The organism is Streptosporangium sp. NPDC049078 (assembly GCF_040648855.1).
In the GTDB taxonomy this organism is placed as follows: Bacteria; Actinomycetota; Actinomycetes; order Streptosporangiales; family Streptosporangiaceae; genus Streptosporangium.
On the sequence record NZ_JBEZEL010000009.1, the window covers coordinates 260800 to 279545 of the forward strand.

The following is an 18746-nucleotide window of genomic DNA, read 5'->3' on the forward strand; positions in this document are numbered from 1 at the left end:
CAGCCAAGAAGAACTCGCACAACCGCCCCCGCAGACAGTTGGAGAGCCGATGAGCATGACCGAGAGGTCGTCCGAGCCGCACGCCGCCGACAGCCACGATCTGATCCGCGTGCTCGGCGCGCGGGTGAACAACCTCAAGGACGTGAGCGTCGAGATCCCGAAGCGACGGCTCACGGTGTTCACCGGTGTCTCCGGCTCGGGCAAGAGCTCTCTGGTCTTCGGTACGATCGCCGCCGAGTCGCAGCGGATGATCAATGAGACCTACAGCGCCTTCGTGCAGGGCTTCATGCCGACGCAGGCGCGGCCCGAGGTCGACGTCCTCGAAGGGCTGACGACCGCGATCATCGTGGACCAGCAGCGGATGGGTGGCGACCCCCGCTCCACGGTCGGCACCGCCACCGACGCGAACGCGATGCTGCGCATCCTCTTCAGCCGGCTCGGGCAGCCGCACATCGGCTCGCCGCAGGCGTTCTCCTTCAACGTCGCCACGGTCCGGGCGAGCGGTGCGATCACGGTCGAGCGCGGTGCCCGCAAGGCCGAGAAGGCGACCTTCACCCGTATCGGCGGCATGTGCGTGCGCTGCGAGGGCCGGGGAGCGGTCTCCGACATCGACCTCACCCAGCTCTACGACGACTCCAAGTCGCTCGCCGAGGGCGCGTTCACCATCCCCGGCTGGAAGTCGGACAGCTTCTGGACCGTACGGGTCTACGCCGAGTCGGGGTTCGTCGACCCGGACAAGCCGATCCGCGACTACACCAAGAAGGAGCTCCACGACTTCCTCTACGGGGAGCCGGTCAAGGTGAAGGTCGACGGCGTCAACCTCACCTACGAGGGACTGATCCCGAAGATCCAGAAGTCGTTCCTGTCGAAGGACCGGGAGGGGATGCAGCCGCACATCCGGGCGTTCGTGGACCGGGCGGTCACCTTCACCACCTGCCCCGAGTGCGACGGCACCCGGCTCAGCGAGGCGGCGAGGTCCTCGCGCATCGGCGGGGTCAGCATCGCCGACGCGTGCGCGATGCAGATCAGCGACCTGGCCGGATGGGTACGCGGCCTGGACGAGCCCTCGGTGGCTCCGCTGCTCGGCACGCTGGCGCACACCCTCGACTCGTTCGTGGAGATCGGGCTGGGCTACCTCTCGCTCGACCGGCCCGCGGGCACGCTGTCGGGCGGCGAGGCGCAGCGCGTGAAGATGATCCGGCACCTCGGCTCCTCGCTCACCGACGTCACCTACGTCTTCGACGAGCCCACCATCGGCCTGCACCCCCACGACATCCAGCGGATGAACAACCTGCTGCTGCGGCTGCGGGACAAGGGCAACACGGTCCTCGTCGTGGAGCACAAGCCGGAGACGATCGTGATCGCCGACCACGTCGTCGACCTCGGCCCCGGCGCCGGTACGGCGGGTGGCACCGTCTGCTTCGAGGGCACCGTCGAGGGGCTGAGGACCGGCGGCACGATCACCGGCCGCCACTTCGACGACCGGTCCACGCTCAAGGAGACGGTGCGGACACCCAAGGGCACGCTGGAGATTCGCGGCGCCGACCGCCACAACCTCCAGAACGTCGACGTCGACATCCCGCTCGGGGTGCTCGTCGTCGTCACCGGTGTCGCGGGGTCCGGCAAGAGCTCGCTCATCCACGGGTCGATCCCCCGGGGCGCGGGGGTGGTCTCGGTCGACCAGAGCGCGATCCGGGGCTCGCGGCGCAGCAACCCGGCGACGTACACCGGCCTGCTCGAACCGATCCGCAAGGCGTTCGCGAAGGCGAACGGCGTGAAGCCGGCACTGTTCAGCGCGAACTCCGAGGGTGCCTGCCCCGAGTGCAACGGCGCGGGCGTCATCTACACCGACCTGGCGATGATGGCGGGCGTCGCCACCGTCTGCGAGGAGTGCGAGGGGAAGCGGTTCCAGGCGTCGGTGCTGGAATACCACTTCGGCGGTCGCGACATCAGCGAGGTGCTCGCGATGTCGGTGGTCGAGGCCGAGGAGTTCTTCGGAGCGGGCGAGGCGCGCACCCCGGCCGCGCACGCCATCCTCGGCAGGCTCGCCGACGTCGGGCTCGGCTACCTCAGCCTCGGTCAGCCGCTCACCACGCTGTCCGGCGGCGAGCGGCAGCGGCTCAAGCTCGCCACCCACATGGCGGAGAAGGGCGGCGTCTACGTCCTCGACGAGCCGACCACCGGCCTGCACCTCGCCGACGTCGAGCAGCTGCTCGGCCTGCTGGACCGGCTCGTCGACTCCGGCAAGTCGGTCATCGTCATCGAGCACCACCAGGCGGTGATGGCGCACGCCGACTGGATCATCGACCTCGGCCCGGGTGCCGGCCACGACGGCGGCCGGATCGTCTTCGAGGGCACCCCCGCCGACCTCGTCGCCGCCCGCTCCACCCTCACCGGCGAACACCTCGCGGCCTACGTCGGCAGCTGACCGGGAGAACGCGGGCACCTGACCAAGGGGAACGTCGAGCGCCGGGAATCCGAGCCGGTCGGGCCTCGCGGGTCAGGTGCCCGCGGTCACCGCTCTGAGTCCTTCGAACGACTCCTTGACGAACCGGGAGAGGTCCCCCTGGCCGGACTGCTCGACCCAGAGGCGGGTCGCGACCTTGAAGACGGCGATGCCCGCCTCGGCGGCGAGGTTCGCGCAGGCGTCCTCGACTCCGCGTTGCCGCAGCGCGTCGGTGAGTGTGGCCGACAGTGTGGCGAGTTTGATCAGCTCGCGTTCCTGCAGCTCGGCGCTGGCGGCGATGATGGTCTGGCGGCGGAGGGTGTACTCCCGGCGTTCCTGGAGCACGGCCGCGGTGGCCTCGATGGCCGCCGCCACGGCTTCTATCGGGGTGGCGGACTCGGGGGCCTGGGTGACCGCGTCCGTGAAAAGCTGCTGCAGCAGGCTCGGACACGAGAACAGCACTTCGCGCTTGTCCGCGTAGTGGCGGAAGAACGTCCGCTCGGTCAGCCCCGCCCGCAGGGCGATCTCCGCGACCGAGGTGCGTTCGAAGCCGTGCTCAAGGTAGAGATCCAGCGCCGCCTGTTCGAGCCGAGATCGTGCGTTCGGCTCCCATCTTCCCATGTCGGGCAGTGTACCCGATGGCAGTGGCTGACATCGGTCGGCGTCGCGTGATGACAGTCGCTGACATTGTTCGCCGCCATATGATGACAGCGACTGACATCGGTTGCTACGGTGTGATGGCAGCGACTGACATTACTTGGTCGCCCGACGCGCCTTCTCCGCGCGGGGGTGACCGACCGGGCTGGAGGCATGACTCATGCGCGTTTTCGTCACCGGAGCATCCGGATGGATCGGCTCCGCACTCGTCCCCGAACTCATCGACGCGGGTCACCGGGTCGTCGGGCTCGCCCGTTCCGACGCCTCGGCCGCCGCCCTCACCGGGGCCGGGGTCGAGGTGGTCCGCGGCACGCTCGACGATCTCGACGTCCTGCGCGACGCGGCCGCCGCCTCGGACGGGGTGATCCACCTCGCGTTCAAGCACGAGAGCGCCTTCGCGGGAGACTTCCAGGGCGCCGCCGACGCGGACCGCCGCGTCGTCGAGACGTTCGGTGAGGTGCTCGCCGGGTCCGCCCGGCCGTTCCTGCTCGCCTCCGGGGTGCTCGGGCTCACCCCGGGCCATCTGGCCACGGAAGAGGACGTGCTCACCCCCGAGGCGTTGCCCGCGGGCCTGGAGAGCGGCCCGCGGACCCGGCTGAGCACCGCGCACCTCACCCTCGCCCTCGCCGACCGGAACATCCGCTCGTCCGTCGTACGACTTCCGCCGACCGTGCACGGTGAGGGCGACAACGGGTTCATGACGGCCCTGGTCGGCATCGCCCTCGACAAGGGCTTCTCCGGCTACGTCGGCGACGGCTCCCAGCGCTGGCCGGCCACGCACCGCCTCGACGCCGCGCACCTGTTCCGGCTCGCCCTGGAGGGGGCGCCGCCCGGATCGGTACTGCACGCGGTCGCCGAAGAGGGCGTGCCGATCCGCTCGATCGCCGAGGTCGTCGGCCGTCACCTCGATCTGCCGACCCGTTCCGTCTCCGTCGACGAAGCGGCCGGGCACTTCGGGTGGCTGTCATGGTTCCTCGCCACCGACAACCCCGCCTCCGGCGAACTCACCCGCGAACTGCTGGGGTGGCAGCCCACCCAGCCGGGCCTGATCGAGGACCTGGAGAAGGGCCACTACTTCAGGACCGGCGGGCCCGCGTAGCCTCGGCCCTACCGTTCAGGACCGACGGGCCCGTGTAACCTCGACCCTCCCGTTCAGAGTCGGCGGGCCCGCCGGCCTCAGTCCTCCTGTTCAGGGCCGACCGATCCGTTTGCCTCAGCTCTCCGGATCGCTCACCGAGATCGCGCCCGAGGGGCACAGCTGCACGGCCCGGCGGACGGCGGCGTGCAACTCGGGCGGGGGCGTCTCGTCGAGGAGCACGACGGTGCCCTCGTCCTCGCTCTGGTCGAAGACCTCGGGCGCGGTGAGCACGCACATGCCCGCTCCGATGCACCGCGCCACGTCCGTGGTGACCTTCATGTCGCCTCCTACCATCTGACCGGCAGCTCCCGTACACCGTAGATGGACATCTTCTCGCGCATGGGGACCTCCTCCGCCGGTACGGCGAGGCGCAGGCCGGGGAAGCGGTCGAACAGCATCGGGAACGCTGTGCGCATCTCCACGCGGGCGAGTTGCTGGCCGAGGCACTGGTGCAGCCCGTGGCCGAACGAGAGGTGCCCGGTCGCGGGGTTGGTGATGTCCAGGTGCTCGGGGTCGGCGAAGCGGGCGGGGTCGCGGTTGGCGGCCACGAGCGAGAGGGTCACCGGGTCTCCCGCCTTGATGAGCCGCCCCTCGACCTCGACATCCTCCAGGGCCGCGCGGAGCGGGCCGACGTGGATGATCCCGAGATAGCGCAGCAGCTCCTCGACCGTGTTGTCGATCAGCGAGGGGTCGGCGCGCAGCGCGGCGAGCTGGTCGGGGTGCTGGAGCAGGGCGAACGTGCCGAGCCCGAGCATGTTCGCCGTCGTCTCGTGCCCGGCGGCGAGCAGCAGGAACCCGATGTTGCTCAGCTCCTGGTCGGTCAGCTCGCCGCCCTCGATCAGCCCGCTGAGCAGGTCGTCGGCCGGGTCGGCCCGCTTGGCCTCGATGAGCCGGGCGAAGAACGCGCTGAAATTGACGAGCGTCGCGCGGATGTCCTCGACGGAGGACTCCAGGTTCAGCAGCACCGCGGTGGACCGCTGGAACTCCTCGCGGTCGGCGTACGGGACGCCGAGCAGCTCGCAGATCACCAGGGAGGGGATGGGCAGCGCGAACTCCTTCACCAGGTCCTGGGGAGGCCCGGCCTTCTCCATCGCGTCGAGCCGCTCCTCGGTGATCTCGTGGATCCTCGGCTCCAGCTGCTTCATCCGCCGCACCGTGAACTGCGCGGTGAGCGGCTTGCGGTAGCGGGTGTGGTCGGGCGGGTCCATCCGGATGAACATGCCGGGGTCGGCCGGTTGGCGCATCTCCTGCATCAGCGGGAAGGGCATGGGGACGTGCAGCAGCTCGCGCCGGGAGCTGAAGCGGGGATCGGCCAGGATCGACCGTACGGCGGAGTAGCCGGTCACGAGCCAGCCCGTCGCGCCGTCCGGGTAGACCATCGGGGTGATGGGCCCCTCCTCGCGTAACGAGGTCAGGCGCTCGGGCGGTTCGAAGGGGCTGGGACGTCCGAAGGGGAAGGTGACCGCTTCCTGGTGAGCCTGTTCCCGGTGGGCCTGTGCTTCCGATTGGGACTGTGTCATCTCGCGCTCCTCTGCGGTGATGCGCTCCGTCCCATCCAGAAAACTACATCAAGTGCAAAGTTTCAATAGGTGCAAAGTATGGCTTGATGGATTAAACTGCCCGCATGAGTGAGGCACTGGGACTGCGCGAACGCAAGAAACTGCGCACCCGGCACGCGCTCATCGCCGCCGCGCTGGATCTCTTCATGGAAAAGGGCTACGAGCAGACCACCGTCTCGGAGATCGCCGCGGCCGCCGACGTCTCGACGCGCACCTTCTTCAGCTACTTCGCGAGCAAGGAGGACGTGATCTTCTCCAACTCGCGGGAGGGCGTCGAGAGCGTGCTGCGGGTGATCGCGGAGCCCCGTCCGGGAGACCGGGCGATCGACCTCCTTGCCCGCGCCGTCGACTCCGGCTTCTCCGCGATCACCCTCGACGAGCAGCTCCAGGGCGAGATAGGCCCGATCAACCACCTCGTCATGACCGTCCCCTCGCTGCGGGCGCGCGGCCTGCTACTCCTCTTCGAGAGCCAGCGGGAGCTCGCCGAGGCCCTGCACCGGGCATGCCCAAAGGAGCTGAGCCTCGTCGAGGCGTCGGCGATCGTCGGCGCGGTGATCGGCGGGGGCAAGCTCGCCACCGTCGTCAGCTTGAGCAACGGCGGCTCGGCGGAGGAGATGCTGAAGGCCGGCCGCGAGGCGAGCGCACTCGTCCTCTCCGCCCTCCGCGCCGCCTCCGCGTCACCGCTCTGACCACGCTTCCGCCTTCGGCCCCCGACGATGATCCGTACACCTCGGACCGGCCGGTCTTCCCCGGGTTCCTTCAGGGGGAGAGGTCGGCTGTTCTCGCGGTGAGGAGCGTTCCCCGAAGGTGCCGGGGTGGGCATGAGTCCCGGCATCTTCGCTATTCGATGGCAGCCAGGTCCACGACGTACATCTCCTTGCCGACCTGATAGGCCATCAGCCGGTCGAAGCCGCCGTCGGGGATGGTCATCACCCCCTGTTTGTCCTGCCGTACGCCCAGGTCGGCGGAGGTGCCGGTAAGCGCGTCGTGGAGGACGACGCCTTTCATGAGCGTCCCCTTGTAGAACCGCTCCAGGCCAGGATCGTCACCTACCTCGATCACGGAGGGCAGCGTCTGCTCCCGGGAGCCGTCGCGGTCGCGGGCGAAGACGCGCGGGCCGGGCCCGCCGGACGAGCTGTGGCCATAGCATCGGTTGACGCCGCACCTGACGAACTTCTCGCCGGGCCTGACGACGGCGTCGCGCCGCTCCCGCGTCTTGATATTGAACAGCTTGGCGAAGACGGCCTGTTTGCTGTGGGAGCCGACCCAGGGCCACCCCAGGAGGTGCTGTCCTTCGGTGCCCGGCACCAGGTGCGGAGTGCCGCCGCGTAGCGGTGCCGTGTACACCCCGCCGCTCTCGCGGGAGAAGACCACGTCCGAGCCCACCACTTCCAATGCCCGGATGTGGCCCTTCTTCATGACGTCCTCCAGCGGGACGTCGGTCACCTTACGGGGAGTGCCGCCGCCGACGGGCACCGTCCAGATCCGCGCGACCCGTTGCTTGCCCGGCTCCTTGTACGACGCCCACCAGGCGATGTTTCCGCCGTTCACGGTGACGTTTTCGGCGATGAGCGTCGAATTCCGGCTCGGGAACTCGGCGATCCGCCGGAGCTTGCCGCTCACCAGGTCGTAGCTCCACAGGAGCCGCCTTTTCTCGGCGCCCACTCTCGTTATGACGAGCAGCGTCCGATCGTCGAGAAGCAACTGCGGATGGTAGACACGGCCATCGGGCAGCCTGGCCGGGATCTTGTGCAGGGCCTGCGGCCATACCCGCTCGATGTGCGGTGGCAGGTCGTCATCCCATCCCGGGATCGGCGGTGGCGTGGATTTCTGCGCACCCGTGGCGTTCACCGCGGGCTGGGGTACGGCCGACGCGCCCAGGGTTCGCACTGCCGTACCCGCCCCACCGGCCACCACGACCACGGCCACCGCCGCGAGTAGCGCGGCGGGCGCCCGCCGAGGCCGACGGCGTTCCCTGACCGCCGCGGACAACGTGATCCGCGCCTGCTCGGGCACCTGCTCCGCGGCTGCGGACAGGACGCGGCTCAGCTTGTCTTCGATCTCGGTCATCGCGTGCCCCCGTAGGCCTTCGGTGAGGTGGAGACGGCGGATCGCAGCTTGTCCAGGCCCCGGGAGACCTGGCTGCGCACGGTCCCCTGGGAGATGCGGAGCACCTCGGCGATCTCGGCGTCGGTCAGCTGTTCGTAGTAGCGGAGCACCAGCACGGCGCGCTGTCTGCGGGGCAGCGCGGCCAGTTCTTTCCAGAGCCCCCGGTCCTCGTCGGACGGGAAGACCACCTCCCAGGTCTGCTCGGGCGGCTCCCCGGTGAGATGCTCGCGCCTGCGCCGGCGCCAGATGCTGATGTGCAGCCGAGCCATCGTCGTCCGGGCGTAACCGAGCGCGTCGGTCTTGCGCCGCACCCTCGGCCAGGCGGCGCGTAATCGGGTCAGCGCCTCCTGCGTGAGGTCGGCGGCGTCGTGGGGGTTGCCGGTCAGGACGTACGCGTAGCGGAGCAGCGCCTCGCCTCGTTCGACCACGAAGTCGTCAAAGCCGGGTTCGTCGGCCAACTGTCGTCCTTTCTGCGTCGTTACGGCCTAGACGGCGCAGGGACCGGAATTGTTGCAGCGCCGTCGGGACGTACGGGCCGCGCTGGAGGTCGGCGGGCGGCTCGGCTACGTTCGTTCACGTGACGAGCACTTCGGCGGTTACGGCCGGGGACGACCCGACGACCTCCCTCGACGACCTGGTGGTCAGGGCGCGCTCCCTCGTACGGGAGGGGCACCGCGTGCTGCTCGGCGTCACCGGGAGCCCAGGGGCGGGCAAGACCACCCTCGCCGAGCACCTGGTCGGCCTGCTGCGATCGGCGCCTCCGGAGGGACTGCCGGAGCGGGAGTGGGTGGCGTACGTGCCGATGGACGGCTTCCACCTCGCCGACGTCGAGCTCGACCGGCTCGGGCGCCGCGAGCGCAAGGGCGCGCCCGACACCTTCGACGCCGCCGGATACGCGGCGCTCCTGCGCCGCCTGCGCGAGGACGAGGACGACATGGTCTACGCGCCCGCGTTCGAACGTGACCTGGAGCAGCCGATCGCGGGAAGCATCCCGGTCCCTCGGGCCGCCAGGCTCGTCGTCACCGAGGGAAACTACCTGCTGCTCGACCGGGGCGACTGGGCACGCGTGCGATCGTGGCTCCACGAGGTCTGGTACTGCGACCTCGACCCGGACGAGCGCGTACGCCGCCTCGTCGCCCGGCACGAGCGCTTCGGCAAGGACCCCGAGGCCGCCGCGGCCTGGGCGCTGGGCACCGACCAGCGCAACGCCGACCTCATCGCCACCACCCGCTTCCGCGCCGACCTCGTCGTCCCCGACGCCGTCCTGCGCTCGATCGGCGAGGTCAGCGGAAGTCCGCCACCGGTCTCCCCGCCCTCGCGATGACCTCCTCGGTGCTGAGCGGGTCTTTCGGATGGTGGCTCAGGCACATGGGGACCTGCACCTTCACGAACGCAGCCCCCTCGGAGGCCGCGTAGAACTGGCCCGTCCGCAGCCGCGAGATGTCGGTGACGTCGCTCCCCTTGGCCTGGGCCATCTCCCTCGCGGCGGAGATCTGGATCGGGCTGTTCAGCAGGCCGAAGAACTGGGTCGCGGCGTTACCGGGAATCCGGTTGTGCAGGCCCTTGGGAGCCTGGGTCGCGAACACGAGACCAAGTCCGTACTTGCGGGCCTGGGAGGCGAGCGCGAGCGTGCTGTGCGTGCAGGGCGTCATAGTGCCGGACGGCGCGAACGTCTGGGCCTCGTCCATCACGAACAGCCCGCCCAGCGGCCGGTCACCGGCCGGGTTCTTCTTGATCCAGGCGAAGAGGGCCATCTGCAGTTGATTCACGAAGCTCTGCCGCTGGTAGTCCGACTGCAGCCCGACAAGGCTGATCACCGAGACGCGAGCCTTCTTTCCAGGGGGAGGGGTGAGCAGGAGCCCGGGATCCACCGGCGCGCCCTCACCACCGAACATCGGGTCGTTCACCATGGCCGCGGTCAGGCTCTGGGCCAGCTCGGACGCGATCTTCTCCGCGTTGTCGAGCTCGCTCACCCCGTCCGGCAGTGCCGACAGCATCGCGATGAGCCCCCTGAGGCTGCTCGCCCCCTGCCTTCCGTAGTGTCTGAGCGTCTCCCTGAGCACCGCCTGCCCGAGCTGGGCCTTGGTCGTTCTCGCGTCCAGTTTGATCCTCGGCACGATGGACGCGACGGCCACCTCCACGGCCTCGGTGAACTCGTCGGGGTTGTCGAGGACGCTCGCGAAGTCGGGCAGGGGCTGGAAGCTGAGGGGACGTCCCGCGCTGCGACGCGGCGTCCAGATCACGACGTCGGTGTCGGCGAGATACCTCTCGGCCTTCGCGGGGGCATCGGCGTCCCAGTGTGCCGGCGGGTACGGCCAGGGGTCTCCCAGACGTGCCAGGTCGTTGTTGGGGTCGAGCACGATGGCCGACACGCCCTGGAGCGCGCACCTCTCGATCAGGCCGCGAATGAGCACGGTCTTCCCCGACCCGGACCCGGCGAAGATCGCGGTGTGTTTCCTGAGCGACTCCAGGTCGAGGTCGAGGGGGGTGCCGTCGGTCATCGCTCTGCCGAGGGTGATGGCCGGCGCGTGGTTCGCGTCGGGTCTCGTACGAGGGCTCGTGTTGGATTCCGTGCCGGTTCCCGTACGGCGGTCCGTGTGGTTCACGGGTCCGTGGTTCGCGGGTCTCGTGTGAGGGCTCGCGTCGGACTCCGTGTCGGGCCTCAGAGCGGGTCTTGCCACGGGGGAGACCCGCGGTGAGGAAGCGGCCTGGCCGGGGTGTCCTCCGGTGGCGGTGTGTCCGGGCTCGGCGAGTACGGCGGCGTGCCCCGCCGTCTCGGCATCTTCGAGAGCGACCTGGCCGGTCGGCTCGTCGGAGGTGATGGGAGAGGGCGGACCTTCGGGGCCGGATGGCTCGCCGGGAACGGTCCACCCGTCACCCAGCGCCTCGCTGAACAGCTTGACGTCACCGCTGGGCTTCCGCGAGACGAGCCAGGCATGCAGGTTCGCGGGGTCCTCGACGAACAGGTCGCGGAGCGCCGTGAGGATCCTGAGGTCCTCGTCGTCCACACGCAGCACCCTGCCGCCCGCCCGCTCGAACTCCGCGAGAACCTCCCGGGTGCGCGGTCCCTTCGCCCACTCCGCGTTCCGCAGCACGAACAGTTTCCGCTTCGGGACCCCGGCGTCCAGGCCCGCCGCCACCGAGGCGTTGCGCAGGCGGACCAGCGCGGCGTTGGCGTGCTTGGTGGCGATCGCGCGGAAGCACCAGTGCGCCTCGTCCTCGGTGGTCTCGTCCAGGCTGCGGCGCAGACGCGCGTGCAGGGGAGGCTTCGAACTCGGCGGGGGATCCTGGCTGAACAGGCGTCCGGCGTCGCCCTGTTCGGCGATCCAGGCGTTGAGTCCCGCCGAGAGCAGCGCGGGCATCGTCATGTCCTCGGTCGAGGGACCGGTCGCCGAGGTCACGTCCGCCCGGTCTCGCAGCACGGCGAAGCGGGCGTCCAGCGCCGCGAATTCCTGGGGGGAGACAGAGGGCCCGGGAACGGGGGTCGGATCCAGGGCGGGACGGGCGTGAAGGCTCTCCAGCTCCCTGATCTTGCCGTCGACCAGGCAGGAGTGGAGGTGCCGGTCGACGACCTTCAGCAGCTGTCGTGGGGTGAAGTCGGGTGCGTCCTCGAACGCGGACGGCAGCACCGGCCACGTCGGATAGGGCAGCGTGAAGTCGGCCCTCCGGAACGGCACGGCGAACCGCCGCTCGACCAGCTCGCGGCCCACCTTCGCGTCGGGAATGGTCATGAGCTGGACCGTCTTCCTGAACCGGTCCTGGACGGTGTCGGTCGCGAGCCTCTCGATGAGGATCCAGGTCGAGGGGATGCAGGAGACGACCGTGAGCGTCCTGCGGGTGACCTCCCGCAGCGCCATCAGGCCACCCGCGACCTGCTCGACGACGAGGGCTAGGCGCCAGTCCTGCTCCGAGTCGTTGACACCGGCGAGCGAGGACTGCGCGATAAGCGTGTCGATCTGGTCAATCGCGATCACGGAGGGGCCGGTGAGTGCCATGAGCCGCGAGATGTCCTTCACGATCTCCTGCGGTGACTTCTCGCCCCGCCGGATGCCCCACTGGGCGCGCTCACCCGGCTCCTCCTCGGGAATTGAGGAAAGGTAGGAGGTTCCGATGTCCTGTGTCGCGAGGCCACCCGAAGCGAGCAGGACGAGCGCCCGTACGGTGTTCTGGGTGTCCAGGCACAGCGGTCCGTCGAAGCGGTGCAGCGCCTCGACGAAGGCGTCGAGGGCCTCCCTCGTCAGCGCCGTGTTCCCGGTCACCGCGCGTCGCACCATCCGGGGGACTTCCACCAGCTCCGACAGGTGCTCCAGGAAGGTTTTGAGCTGGCTCGCCCCGTCTTCCTCCCTGACCTTGCGGGAGAGGCTGTCGAGCATCGACACCACGACGCTCTCCCAGAAGTCCTTGGAGTCCAGCAGGCTCACCAGGATGAAGTATCCGCCCTCCCGCAGGACCCGGGCGCGTGCCCAGCCCAGCAGGTGCGTCTTGCCCGTACCCCGCTGGCCCTGGACGACCACGCCGATCGGGCTCGGACCTCGGCTCTCCCCGGCCTCGCCCAGTCCGTCGAGCAGGAGCTGGCCGGTGTGGCGGTGCAGGCCCTTCACGTGGAACGGCGAGGTGTTCCACACGTCGTCAAGGGCCAGCACCGAGTTCAGCCTGAGCTTGAGCTCCGTCAGGGCCTTGCGCTCCTCGTTCCTCATCACGCCTCGATCCAGAGGAGGTGCTTCTCCTGCTCGCCGATGGTCACCGCCGCCTCCCTGTCCTGCTTGGAGAGCATCTTCTGGTTGGACTCCGGGACGATGTTCACGTCCTTCATGCGGTTCATCCGGATGAGGGTCTCGTCGACCGTCGCCCTCGGCACCTCACCCAGCAGGGGGCGGAGCTTCGTGAGGCTCACCCAGGCGTCCGGCTTGGTGGCCAGCTCGCGGTAGGCGGCACGAATGCGCTGCTCGACGTCCGGAGCCGCCGACGCCAGGGAAGCTGCGGAGGTATCTGCGAAAGCGGAGGCCGTGGGGGCTTCCGCAGGGGTGTTTACAGAAGCCGAGGCCGTGGGGGCCTTTGCGAGGGTGTCTGCGGAAGTTGTGGGCGCGGGCTCGTCCGAGGAGGCCGCGGGTGCCGGTGTGGGGTCGCCGGAAGAGTCCTCGGATACGGGGGCGGTGTTTCCGTCGAAGACGTCGGCGAGATTGTCGTCGGTCCGCTTCATGACGCCCTGCAGGATGTACAGGGCGGCGCGGAGCGCGGCCCTCTCCGAGCTTGAGCCCTTCGGGACGACGATCCCGGTCCGAAGCTCGGTGTTCAGGCAGGCCCATCCGGCGTCGGTCAGTGTGTGGAAGAACGCACCGCGCTGTCCTTTCCGGCTCTCCACGAGCTTCAGGTCGTTCAACTTCACGCGTGGTTTTCCGGTGAGCTCCAGACCGTGACGTTCCTTGAGATCCCGATTATTGATCTCTCTCGCCTCGATCATCAACACCAGCAGTGCGGCGATTTCCGGCAGTGAAAGTGCTTTATCGGGCATGTTCTAATCCTTCCAACGCTCCGGGGCGACGGTCCCGGAGAAATCGCCTTATCTGGTGAAGCACAGTTTTCGTATCGGTGATGACCTGCGCGTTGGTGAAGCGCAGCACGGCGTAGCCGTCGAGTTGGAGCCGTACGTCTCGTTGCCTGTCCGCCGCGTACGCGCGCGGGGAGTGGTGCTCGGGGCCGTCGATCTCGATCACGCACCGCTCGTCCCGCCAGAGCAGGTCCACCCGGATGGGGTTGACGAGCGGGTGCGGCCGGTGGGTCTGGTTCCACGCGCGTCCCGTCGCCCAGTCGCACGTGGCGAGCGCGGCCTCCAGCGTCCGTTCGGCGACGCTCGCCGGATGCGGCCTTCCCGCCAACGCCGGGTAGGTGACCGTGTGCGCCGTACGGGCCTCGGGCTGGGGATCCGCCGGTTCCGGTAGGCCGCGGAGGAGGTCCGTCACCTCGGCCGGCAGTCGCAGGGTCGTCACGGCGATCCGGTCCACGGTGGCCAGGGGGGCGCCGACGAGCCAGATTCCCAGGCCACCGTGGTGGGCGAGCCATTCGCACCCCGCGACGAGCGCCTCCTCCGCCGAGGGAGAGAGGTCTGCGGGCACGTGTACGAGGATCGCCGCGCGGGACCGGCCGAAGCTGGCGGCGATCACTCGCCCCAGGCCGGCGGCCCGCGTCTCGGCGGTGAATCTGGAGGGGCGCCGCGCTCTCGCCTCGCGAGAGGCTCCTCGTAGCGCTTCCCGAGCGGCCCGCGACGCCCCGCGAAGTGCCTCCCGAGTCGCCGCCTCCCGCGACGCCCGGAGCGCCTCCCGGGCCGTGGCCTCCCGTGACGCCCCTTGTGGCGGGGGAGGTTCGACCTCGTGAAGCGCCCGCTCGGCGAGGTCGGCGAGGAAGGGGCCGAAGTGCTCGGTCGCGGACGCGGCCCGCAGGGCGAGCACGCGTACGGCGCGCCCGCCCGCGCCACCGGGGCCGCCGATGCCCTCGGCGCCGGGCAGCCACGCGGGGAACAGATCGACGGCGGCTTTTTCCAGCTCACTCAGTACCGAGGAGACCGTTTCCCCCGCGGATCGCGTGCCACCCGCGTAGTAGGTGACAATCGCCGGCGCGTCGTCGGGAAGCGGGTCGATCGAAAGGGCGATGGCGTCGGGGTCCGCGCCGCGAACGCGCACGACGCGTCCCGTCGGCAGCTCCGCCCATGATCCTGCCACGCCACGTCCTTTTTCGCGTGTTGAGACTTCGCGAGGTTATACGCCAGTGCCGGGTGATGCAGGTGTTTTGCGAGAAGCGATAAAATTCACCTGTTTTCAATGCCCGAAATTTCGTATTTGAGATGATTTATCCCCTGGTCGTGGAAGGTGTGATTCCAGGCGGTGGACAAATCCGGATGATCCGAATGTGACTCGGTGTGAATCTTGATGGTCGGCGTGGTTCGGCTTTCCGGAAAAAAGGTGATATCTCCGTCGGATCATCCGCACGTCATGGGAGAACCCATGCCTGTTGCCCGCTGTATCACCGCTGTCATCGCCCTCACCGGCGCCGCCCTCGCCGCCTCCACGGTGGTGCTCGCCGCGCCGGTCGCGTCCGCCGCCCTCATCCCGCCCACTCCCGCCGTGTCGGGCGAATGCTCGCTCTTCGGGAGGGAGACCGTCAAAAACGGCGATCGTACGGAGACCTGGACGTGGGGGCCGGGCTACCAGAGCTACCAGAGCAGCGAGAGCAACTCCCGGACGTTCACCGAGAGCATGTAGGGAGTTCTCCCGAACGCGCTCCTGAAAGAGCTCGGGGGGCGCGACGCCGGTTGGTGATCGTGGCGAGTAGGGGTATTCGCGCCGGAATTCCCAAACATTCTCCAACCATGGGCCTGAACCGGTCATTTCTTGGCAGCACGTCCTCGCCCTCACGAGGGAGCCCGCCCACCGGCCTTAACGTCGAACGATGAAGATCGACGTGGTGCCGCAGTGCCCGTACGGGGAGGCGGTTCTGACGCGCCGGGTCATGGCCGATCGAGCGGACGCATGAGCCGTGCCGGGAGCGGACGGTACGGCACCGGCCCGTTCCCTCACATCTGGAACACCGGGAACGAGACACCTCATGGCGAGGCGTCCAGGAGCCGACGAGCCTGGGGCGGGCCGTCGCGGCGCGTACCGTCCCAGGGCGGGCCGCCCGAGGGGCAGGTGGTGGTGATCGCGAGGGAGCCGGTGCCGGGACAGGTGAAGACCCGGCTGATCCCGCCCTTCACCGCGCGTGAGGCGGCCGCGCTGGCCGCCGCCGCCCTTGAGGACACGCTGCGCGCGGTCGCCCGCGTTCCCGTCGACAGGAGGGTGCTCGCGCTCGACGGCGCCCCCGGCCCCTGGCTTCCCCACGGTTTCACGGTGCTGCCGCAGCGCGGGGAAGCGCCGGACGAGCGGCTCGCCGCGGCCTTCGACGACGCCCACCGGCTCCTGCCCGTACCGGTCGTGCTCATCGGCGCCGACACCCCGCAGGTCACCCCGGACATGCTCGTCTACGCCCTGTCCATGCTCAGCGCCTACGACGCGGTGTTCGGCCCGACGACGGCCGGCGGGTTCTGGCTGCTCGGGCTGCGCGCTCCCGAGCCCGCACTCCTGCTCGGCGTCCCGAGGTCGGAGCCGACCGTCGGAGAGATCCAGCTGCGGAGGCTGGAGGAGGCCGGGCTGAGCGTCGCCCTGATGCCCCGCCTCACCGACGTGGACACCGCGGCCGACGCGTTCGTCGTGGCCGCACAGGCCCCGCGGTCCTTCTTCGCCGCCGCCCTCGCGAGGATGAGCGCGCTGCGGTGATCCGGAGTCCAGGAAGGCCGCACGCACGGAATCGAGGGGCGCGGTCACGGAGATCGGGACCGCGGGGAGGCCGGGAGGTCGCGGTCAGCGGGGTTGGGTGTCGGGGCAGCGGGCCGGAAAAGCGGTGTCTCGAAGGCGGGGACCTGGAAAGTAGTGCCTGGCAGGCGGGGCTGGTGGCCCGTCTCCGAACGTCGACCGGGTGTCACGACCGGGTGACCGGCTCTCTTCAGGTCTGGTTTCCCCGGCAAGCTTGTGTGACGGCCCACTAGAAAAGCGTCGGGGCGGTCTCCTCGCGCGCCCGCTCCAGCTCGCCCGGTTCGAAGAGCCGGATCACGCCGTACGTGCCGTCGTACCCGGGTTCCCTGATCACCTCGCCGCGGCGCAGCCGTCCGACGGCCTCCGCGAGCGGCGGTGAGAGGTCCGCGATGTCCTCGACCGGTACGTCCTCCAGGATCCCCAGCTCGGGGCCCAGCGCGGCGGTGAGCCTGTCGACCTCCCTGAGGACCTTCTTGCTCTTCGACCCCACGTCGAGGATCTCGCCGACGATCTCCGGCAGCGGTACGAGGTTGCGGAAGCCCGCGACGCCGTCTGGCCGGAAACCGTCGGGCCGGTCGGCGAGTTCCTGGACCCGGTTCAGCACGCCCACCGTGAGCGGCTTCCCGCACACGGGGCAGATCCCGTCGCGCCCGCGCGTCTCCTCGGGACCCATCCGGACGTCGCACCTGCGGTGCCCGTCGACGTGGTATCTCCCCTCCTCGGGGAAGAACTCGGTCGTTCCCGCGTACCCAATCCCGGTCCGGAGCGCCCGCAGGACGGCGAAGTAGTCGAGGTCGGTCTCGAACACCGTGGTCTCGCGGCCGACCATGGGCGGTGAGTGGGCGTCGGAGTGGCTGACCAGCCGGTAGCGGTCGAGGGCGGAGACCCGCCAGTTCATGGCAGGGTCGCTGGACAGGCCGGTCTCCAGCGCGAAGATGTGGCCGGAGAGCTCGCCGTAGCACTCCTCGATCGTGTCGAAGCCCGACTTCGAGCCGAAGACGCCGAACCACGGCGTCCAGACGTGGGCGGGCACCAGGTAGGCGCCGTCACCGCTGCTCAGGGTGATCTCCAGCAGGGCACGGGAGTCGAGGCCGAGGATGGGGCGTCCGTCCGAGCTCAGGTCGCCGATCCGGTCGAGCCTGGCGTTGAACGTCGCGGCCTCGTCGAAGCCCGGCATGTAGACCAGGTGATGGATCTTGCGGGTGTGCTCGCCGCGCCGGTAGATCGTGGATATCTCCGCGGACAGCATGAACCGCACCTCACCGGGGCCGACACCGGCGGGCAGCGGTCCGAGGGCCTCCGGGGCCATCTCCTCGCGGGGCCGGAACAGCCCCGGCTCCGCCGGTACGAGATTTTCGCGTAAATGCTCGAACCACGCCGGATGCGTGAAATCACCGGTGCCCAGCAACGCGACGCCCTTGCGCCGAGCCCACCACGTCAGGTGCTCCAGGTCGCTTTCTTTGCTGCAGGCCCGCGCGTATTTCGAGTGAATGTGTAAATCCGCATGAAAACGCATCCATCGCTTCCTGTCCCGGGAAGGCCGGCTCGGCGAGGGCCACCCGTAGGCGTCGGTGAAGCCCTCATACCCAGACCGTCATGACCCAGACCCGCCACAGCCCAGGAAAAAGGATCATGGCCGTACGTCGCCGAAGGTGATCGACCTGTGCGGCGGCCGGGAAAGCGGCCGATGCGTGCGGCACCGGCCCGAGTACGACGACCGGTCGTTTCCCCAGGGCGTGCGACAGGGCGTGCGACGGTCAGGAAAGGCAGCCGACGTGTGCGAGGGCCTGCTTCAGCAGGAGGCCCTGCCCGCCGAGCATCTCCTGCTGCACCACCGGTGAGGAAGCCTCCTCGGGGGTGAACCAGACGAGGTCGAGGGCGTCCTGACGGGGACGGCAGTCGCCGGTGACCGGGACGACGTAGGCGAGGGAGACCGCGTGCTGCCGGGGGTCGTGATAGGGCGTGACGCCGTGGGTCGGAAAGTACTCGGCGATGGTGAACGGCTGCGGGGAAGGGGGGATGCAGGGCAGTGCCGTCGGACCGAGATCCTTCTCCAGGTGCCGCATGAGCGCGTCGCGGACGCGCTCATGGTGAAGCACGCGGCCGGAGACGAGGGCGCGGCTGACCGCTCCGTCCGCTCCGATGCGCAGCAGCAGGCCGACGCGCGTGACCGTTCCCGTCTCGTCGACCCGTACGGGGACGGCGTCGACGTAGAGGATCGGCATCCGCGCGCGGGTCGCCTCCAGTTCTTCCGGAGCGAGCCAGCCGGGCGTGGTTTCGGTCATTTCGGTCATTGACCGATGGTACTTCGCGGTCGGCTCGGAAAGACGTCGGAGCGGCCGGTTCTTCCCGGCGAGCGCGGTCGGATCGGCATTCCGGGACACGACCAGATCGTAGGTCAAGGCGAAGCTCGCCGCGGGATGCTCCACCGGCTACAGGCCGTTCCCCGGCGACTTGAACCATGATCTACGAATGTAGTTAAAACCTTAGGGGTG

The 18746-nt window shown here is 69.4% G+C and carries 16 protein-coding genes; 6 read left to right on the forward strand and 10 right to left on the reverse strand.

Annotated elements, in window-relative coordinates; genetic code table 11:
* The first annotated feature begins 49 nt into the window (after positions 1-49).
* Complete coding sequence (locus AB0B90_RS17485; RefSeq protein ID WP_362923358.1) at positions 50-2428, forward strand: excinuclease ABC subunit UvrA; 2379 nt, start codon at positions 50-52, stop codon at positions 2426-2428.
* 72 nt (positions 2429-2500) lie between these two features.
* Here the strand turns inward: AB0B90_RS17485 and AB0B90_RS17490 are convergent, their stop codons facing one another.
* A complete protein-coding gene (locus AB0B90_RS17490; protein ID WP_362923360.1) occupies positions 2501-3067 on the reverse strand; it encodes a helix-turn-helix domain-containing protein in 567 nt (188 codons plus the stop codon).
* Positions 3068-3263: 196 nt separating this feature from the next.
* Between AB0B90_RS17490 and AB0B90_RS17495 the strand changes: the two genes are divergently transcribed.
* Positions 3264-4202 carry an SDR family oxidoreductase gene (locus tag AB0B90_RS17495; protein ID WP_362923362.1) on the forward strand — a complete coding sequence of 313 codons (939 nt, stop codon included), beginning with the start codon at positions 3264-3266 and terminating at the stop codon, positions 4200-4202.
* A gap of 114 nt (positions 4203-4316) precedes the next feature.
* Here the strand turns inward: AB0B90_RS17495 and AB0B90_RS17500 are convergent, their stop codons facing one another.
* Both AB0B90_RS17500 and AB0B90_RS17505 read right to left on the reverse strand, forming a co-directional pair.
* Complete coding sequence (locus AB0B90_RS17500) at positions 4317-4520, reverse strand: ferredoxin (RefSeq protein ID WP_350941432.1); 204 nt, start codon at positions 4518-4520, stop codon at positions 4317-4319.
* Positions 4521-4528: 8 nt separating this feature from the next.
* Positions 4529-5761 carry a cytochrome P450 gene (locus AB0B90_RS17505; RefSeq protein ID WP_362923364.1) on the reverse strand — a complete coding sequence of 411 codons (1233 nt, stop codon included), beginning with the start codon at positions 5759-5761 and terminating at the stop codon, positions 4529-4531.
* Between the two features lie 104 nt (positions 5762-5865).
* Here AB0B90_RS17505 and AB0B90_RS17510 point away from each other — a divergent pair, with 104 nt between their 5' ends.
* Complete coding sequence (locus AB0B90_RS17510; RefSeq protein WP_362923365.1) at positions 5866-6489, forward strand: TetR/AcrR family transcriptional regulator; 624 nt, start codon at positions 5866-5868, stop codon at positions 6487-6489.
* A gap of 151 nt (positions 6490-6640) precedes the next feature.
* Here the strand turns inward: AB0B90_RS17510 and AB0B90_RS17515 are convergent, their stop codons facing one another.
* Together AB0B90_RS17515 and AB0B90_RS17520 are read right to left on the reverse strand one after the other, a co-directional pair.
* Complete coding sequence (locus tag AB0B90_RS17515; RefSeq protein ID WP_350941427.1) at positions 6641-7870, reverse strand: hypothetical protein; 1230 nt, start codon at positions 7868-7870, stop codon at positions 6641-6643.
* A complete protein-coding gene (locus AB0B90_RS17520; RefSeq protein WP_362923368.1) occupies positions 7867-8367 on the reverse strand; it encodes a SigE family RNA polymerase sigma factor in 501 nt (166 codons plus the stop codon). The genes AB0B90_RS17515 and AB0B90_RS17520 overlap by 4 nt, the downstream gene beginning before the upstream one ends.
* A gap of 119 nt (positions 8368-8486) precedes the next feature.
* Between AB0B90_RS17520 and AB0B90_RS17525 the strand changes: the two genes are divergently transcribed.
* Positions 8487-9233 carry a nucleoside/nucleotide kinase family protein gene (locus AB0B90_RS17525; RefSeq protein ID WP_362923370.1) on the forward strand — a complete coding sequence of 249 codons (747 nt, stop codon included), beginning with the start codon at positions 8487-8489 and terminating at the stop codon, positions 9231-9233.
* Here the strand turns inward: AB0B90_RS17525 and AB0B90_RS17530 are convergent.
* From AB0B90_RS17530 to AB0B90_RS17540, 3 genes are read right to left on the reverse strand one after another with little or no spacing between them, the layout of a single operon-like run.
* Positions 9193-12606 (reverse strand): DUF87 domain-containing protein, encoded by a 3414-nt coding sequence (locus AB0B90_RS17530; RefSeq protein ID WP_362923372.1) that lies wholly within the window; start codon positions 12604-12606, stop codon positions 9193-9195. The two genes, AB0B90_RS17525 and AB0B90_RS17530, sit on opposite strands and share 41 nt — an antisense overlap.
* Positions 12606-13421, reverse strand: coding sequence for a hypothetical protein (locus AB0B90_RS17535; RefSeq protein ID WP_362923374.1), 816 nt, complete (start codon positions 13419-13421; stop codon positions 12606-12608). The genes AB0B90_RS17530 and AB0B90_RS17535 overlap by 1 nt, the downstream gene beginning before the upstream one ends.
* Positions 13411-14625: a DUF559 domain-containing protein gene (locus tag AB0B90_RS17540; protein WP_362923376.1), complete on the reverse strand. Its 1215-nt coding sequence runs from the start codon at positions 14623-14625 to the stop codon at positions 13411-13413. Before AB0B90_RS17540 ends, AB0B90_RS17535 begins: the two co-directional genes overlap by 11 nt.
* 282 nt (positions 14626-14907) lie before the next feature.
* On the opposite strand from AB0B90_RS17540, the gene AB0B90_RS17545 reads away from it, so the two are divergent.
* Positions 14908-15165, forward strand: a complete 258-nt coding sequence (locus AB0B90_RS17545; protein ID WP_350941418.1) for a hypothetical protein — start codon at positions 14908-14910, stop codon at positions 15163-15165.
* A gap of 267 nt (positions 15166-15432) precedes the next feature.
* Positions 15433-16215 carry a TIGR04282 family arsenosugar biosynthesis glycosyltransferase gene (locus tag AB0B90_RS17550; RefSeq protein WP_350941416.1) on the forward strand — a complete coding sequence of 261 codons (783 nt, stop codon included), beginning with the start codon at positions 15433-15435 and terminating at the stop codon, positions 16213-16215.
* A 265-nt stretch (positions 16216-16480) separates the two neighbouring features.
* Here the strand turns inward: AB0B90_RS17550 and AB0B90_RS17555 are convergent, their stop codons facing one another.
* Entirely contained in the window at positions 16481-17767 is a 1287-nt protein-coding gene (locus tag AB0B90_RS17555) for an endonuclease Q family protein (protein ID WP_350941414.1), read from the reverse strand.
* Between the two features lie 241 nt (positions 17768-18008).
* Positions 18009-18545, reverse strand: a complete 537-nt coding sequence (locus AB0B90_RS17560; RefSeq protein WP_350941413.1) for an NUDIX hydrolase family protein — start codon at positions 18543-18545, stop codon at positions 18009-18011.
* Between the last annotated feature and the right edge of the window lie 201 nt (positions 18546-18746).

Bases quoted from the DNA above. Each gene is read 5' to 3' on its own strand.
- AB0B90_RS17495 (WP_362923362.1), top strand. From the start codon at position 3,264: ATGCGCGTTTTCGTCACCGGAGCATCCGGATGGATCGGCTCCGCACTC.
- AB0B90_RS17500 (WP_350941432.1), bottom strand. From the start codon at position 4,520: ATGAAGGTCACCACGGACGTGGCGCGGTGCATCGGAGCGGGCATGTGC.
- AB0B90_RS17530 (WP_362923372.1), bottom strand. From the start codon at position 12,606: ATGAGGAACGAGGAGCGCAAGGCCCTGACGGAGCTCAAGCTCAGGCTG.
- AB0B90_RS17505 (WP_362923364.1), bottom strand. From the start codon at position 5,761: ATGACACAGTCCCAATCGGAAGCACAGGCCCACCGGGAACAGGCTCAC.
- AB0B90_RS17485 (WP_362923358.1), top strand. From the start codon at position 50: ATGAGCATGACCGAGAGGTCGTCCGAGCCGCACGCCGCCGACAGCCAC.
- AB0B90_RS17515 (WP_350941427.1), bottom strand. From the start codon at position 7,870: ATGACCGAGATCGAAGACAAGCTGAGCCGCGTCCTGTCCGCAGCCGCG.
- AB0B90_RS17535 (WP_362923374.1), bottom strand. From the start codon at position 13,421: ATGCCCGATAAAGCACTTTCACTGCCGGAAATCGCCGCACTGCTGGTG.
- AB0B90_RS17555 (WP_350941414.1), bottom strand. From the start codon at position 17,767: ATGCGTTTTCATGCGGATTTACACATTCACTCGAAATACGCGCGGGCC.
- AB0B90_RS17490 (WP_362923360.1), bottom strand. From the start codon at position 3,067: ATGGGAAGATGGGAGCCGAACGCACGATCTCGGCTCGAACAGGCGGCG.
- AB0B90_RS17510 (WP_362923365.1), top strand. From the start codon at position 5,866: ATGAGTGAGGCACTGGGACTGCGCGAACGCAAGAAACTGCGCACCCGG.
- AB0B90_RS17550 (WP_350941416.1), top strand. From the start codon at position 15,433: ATGAGCCGTGCCGGGAGCGGACGGTACGGCACCGGCCCGTTCCCTCAC.
- AB0B90_RS17560 (WP_350941413.1), bottom strand. From the start codon at position 18,545: ATGACCGAAATGACCGAAACCACGCCCGGCTGGCTCGCTCCGGAAGAA.
- AB0B90_RS17545 (WP_350941418.1), top strand. From the start codon at position 14,908: ATGCCTGTTGCCCGCTGTATCACCGCTGTCATCGCCCTCACCGGCGCC.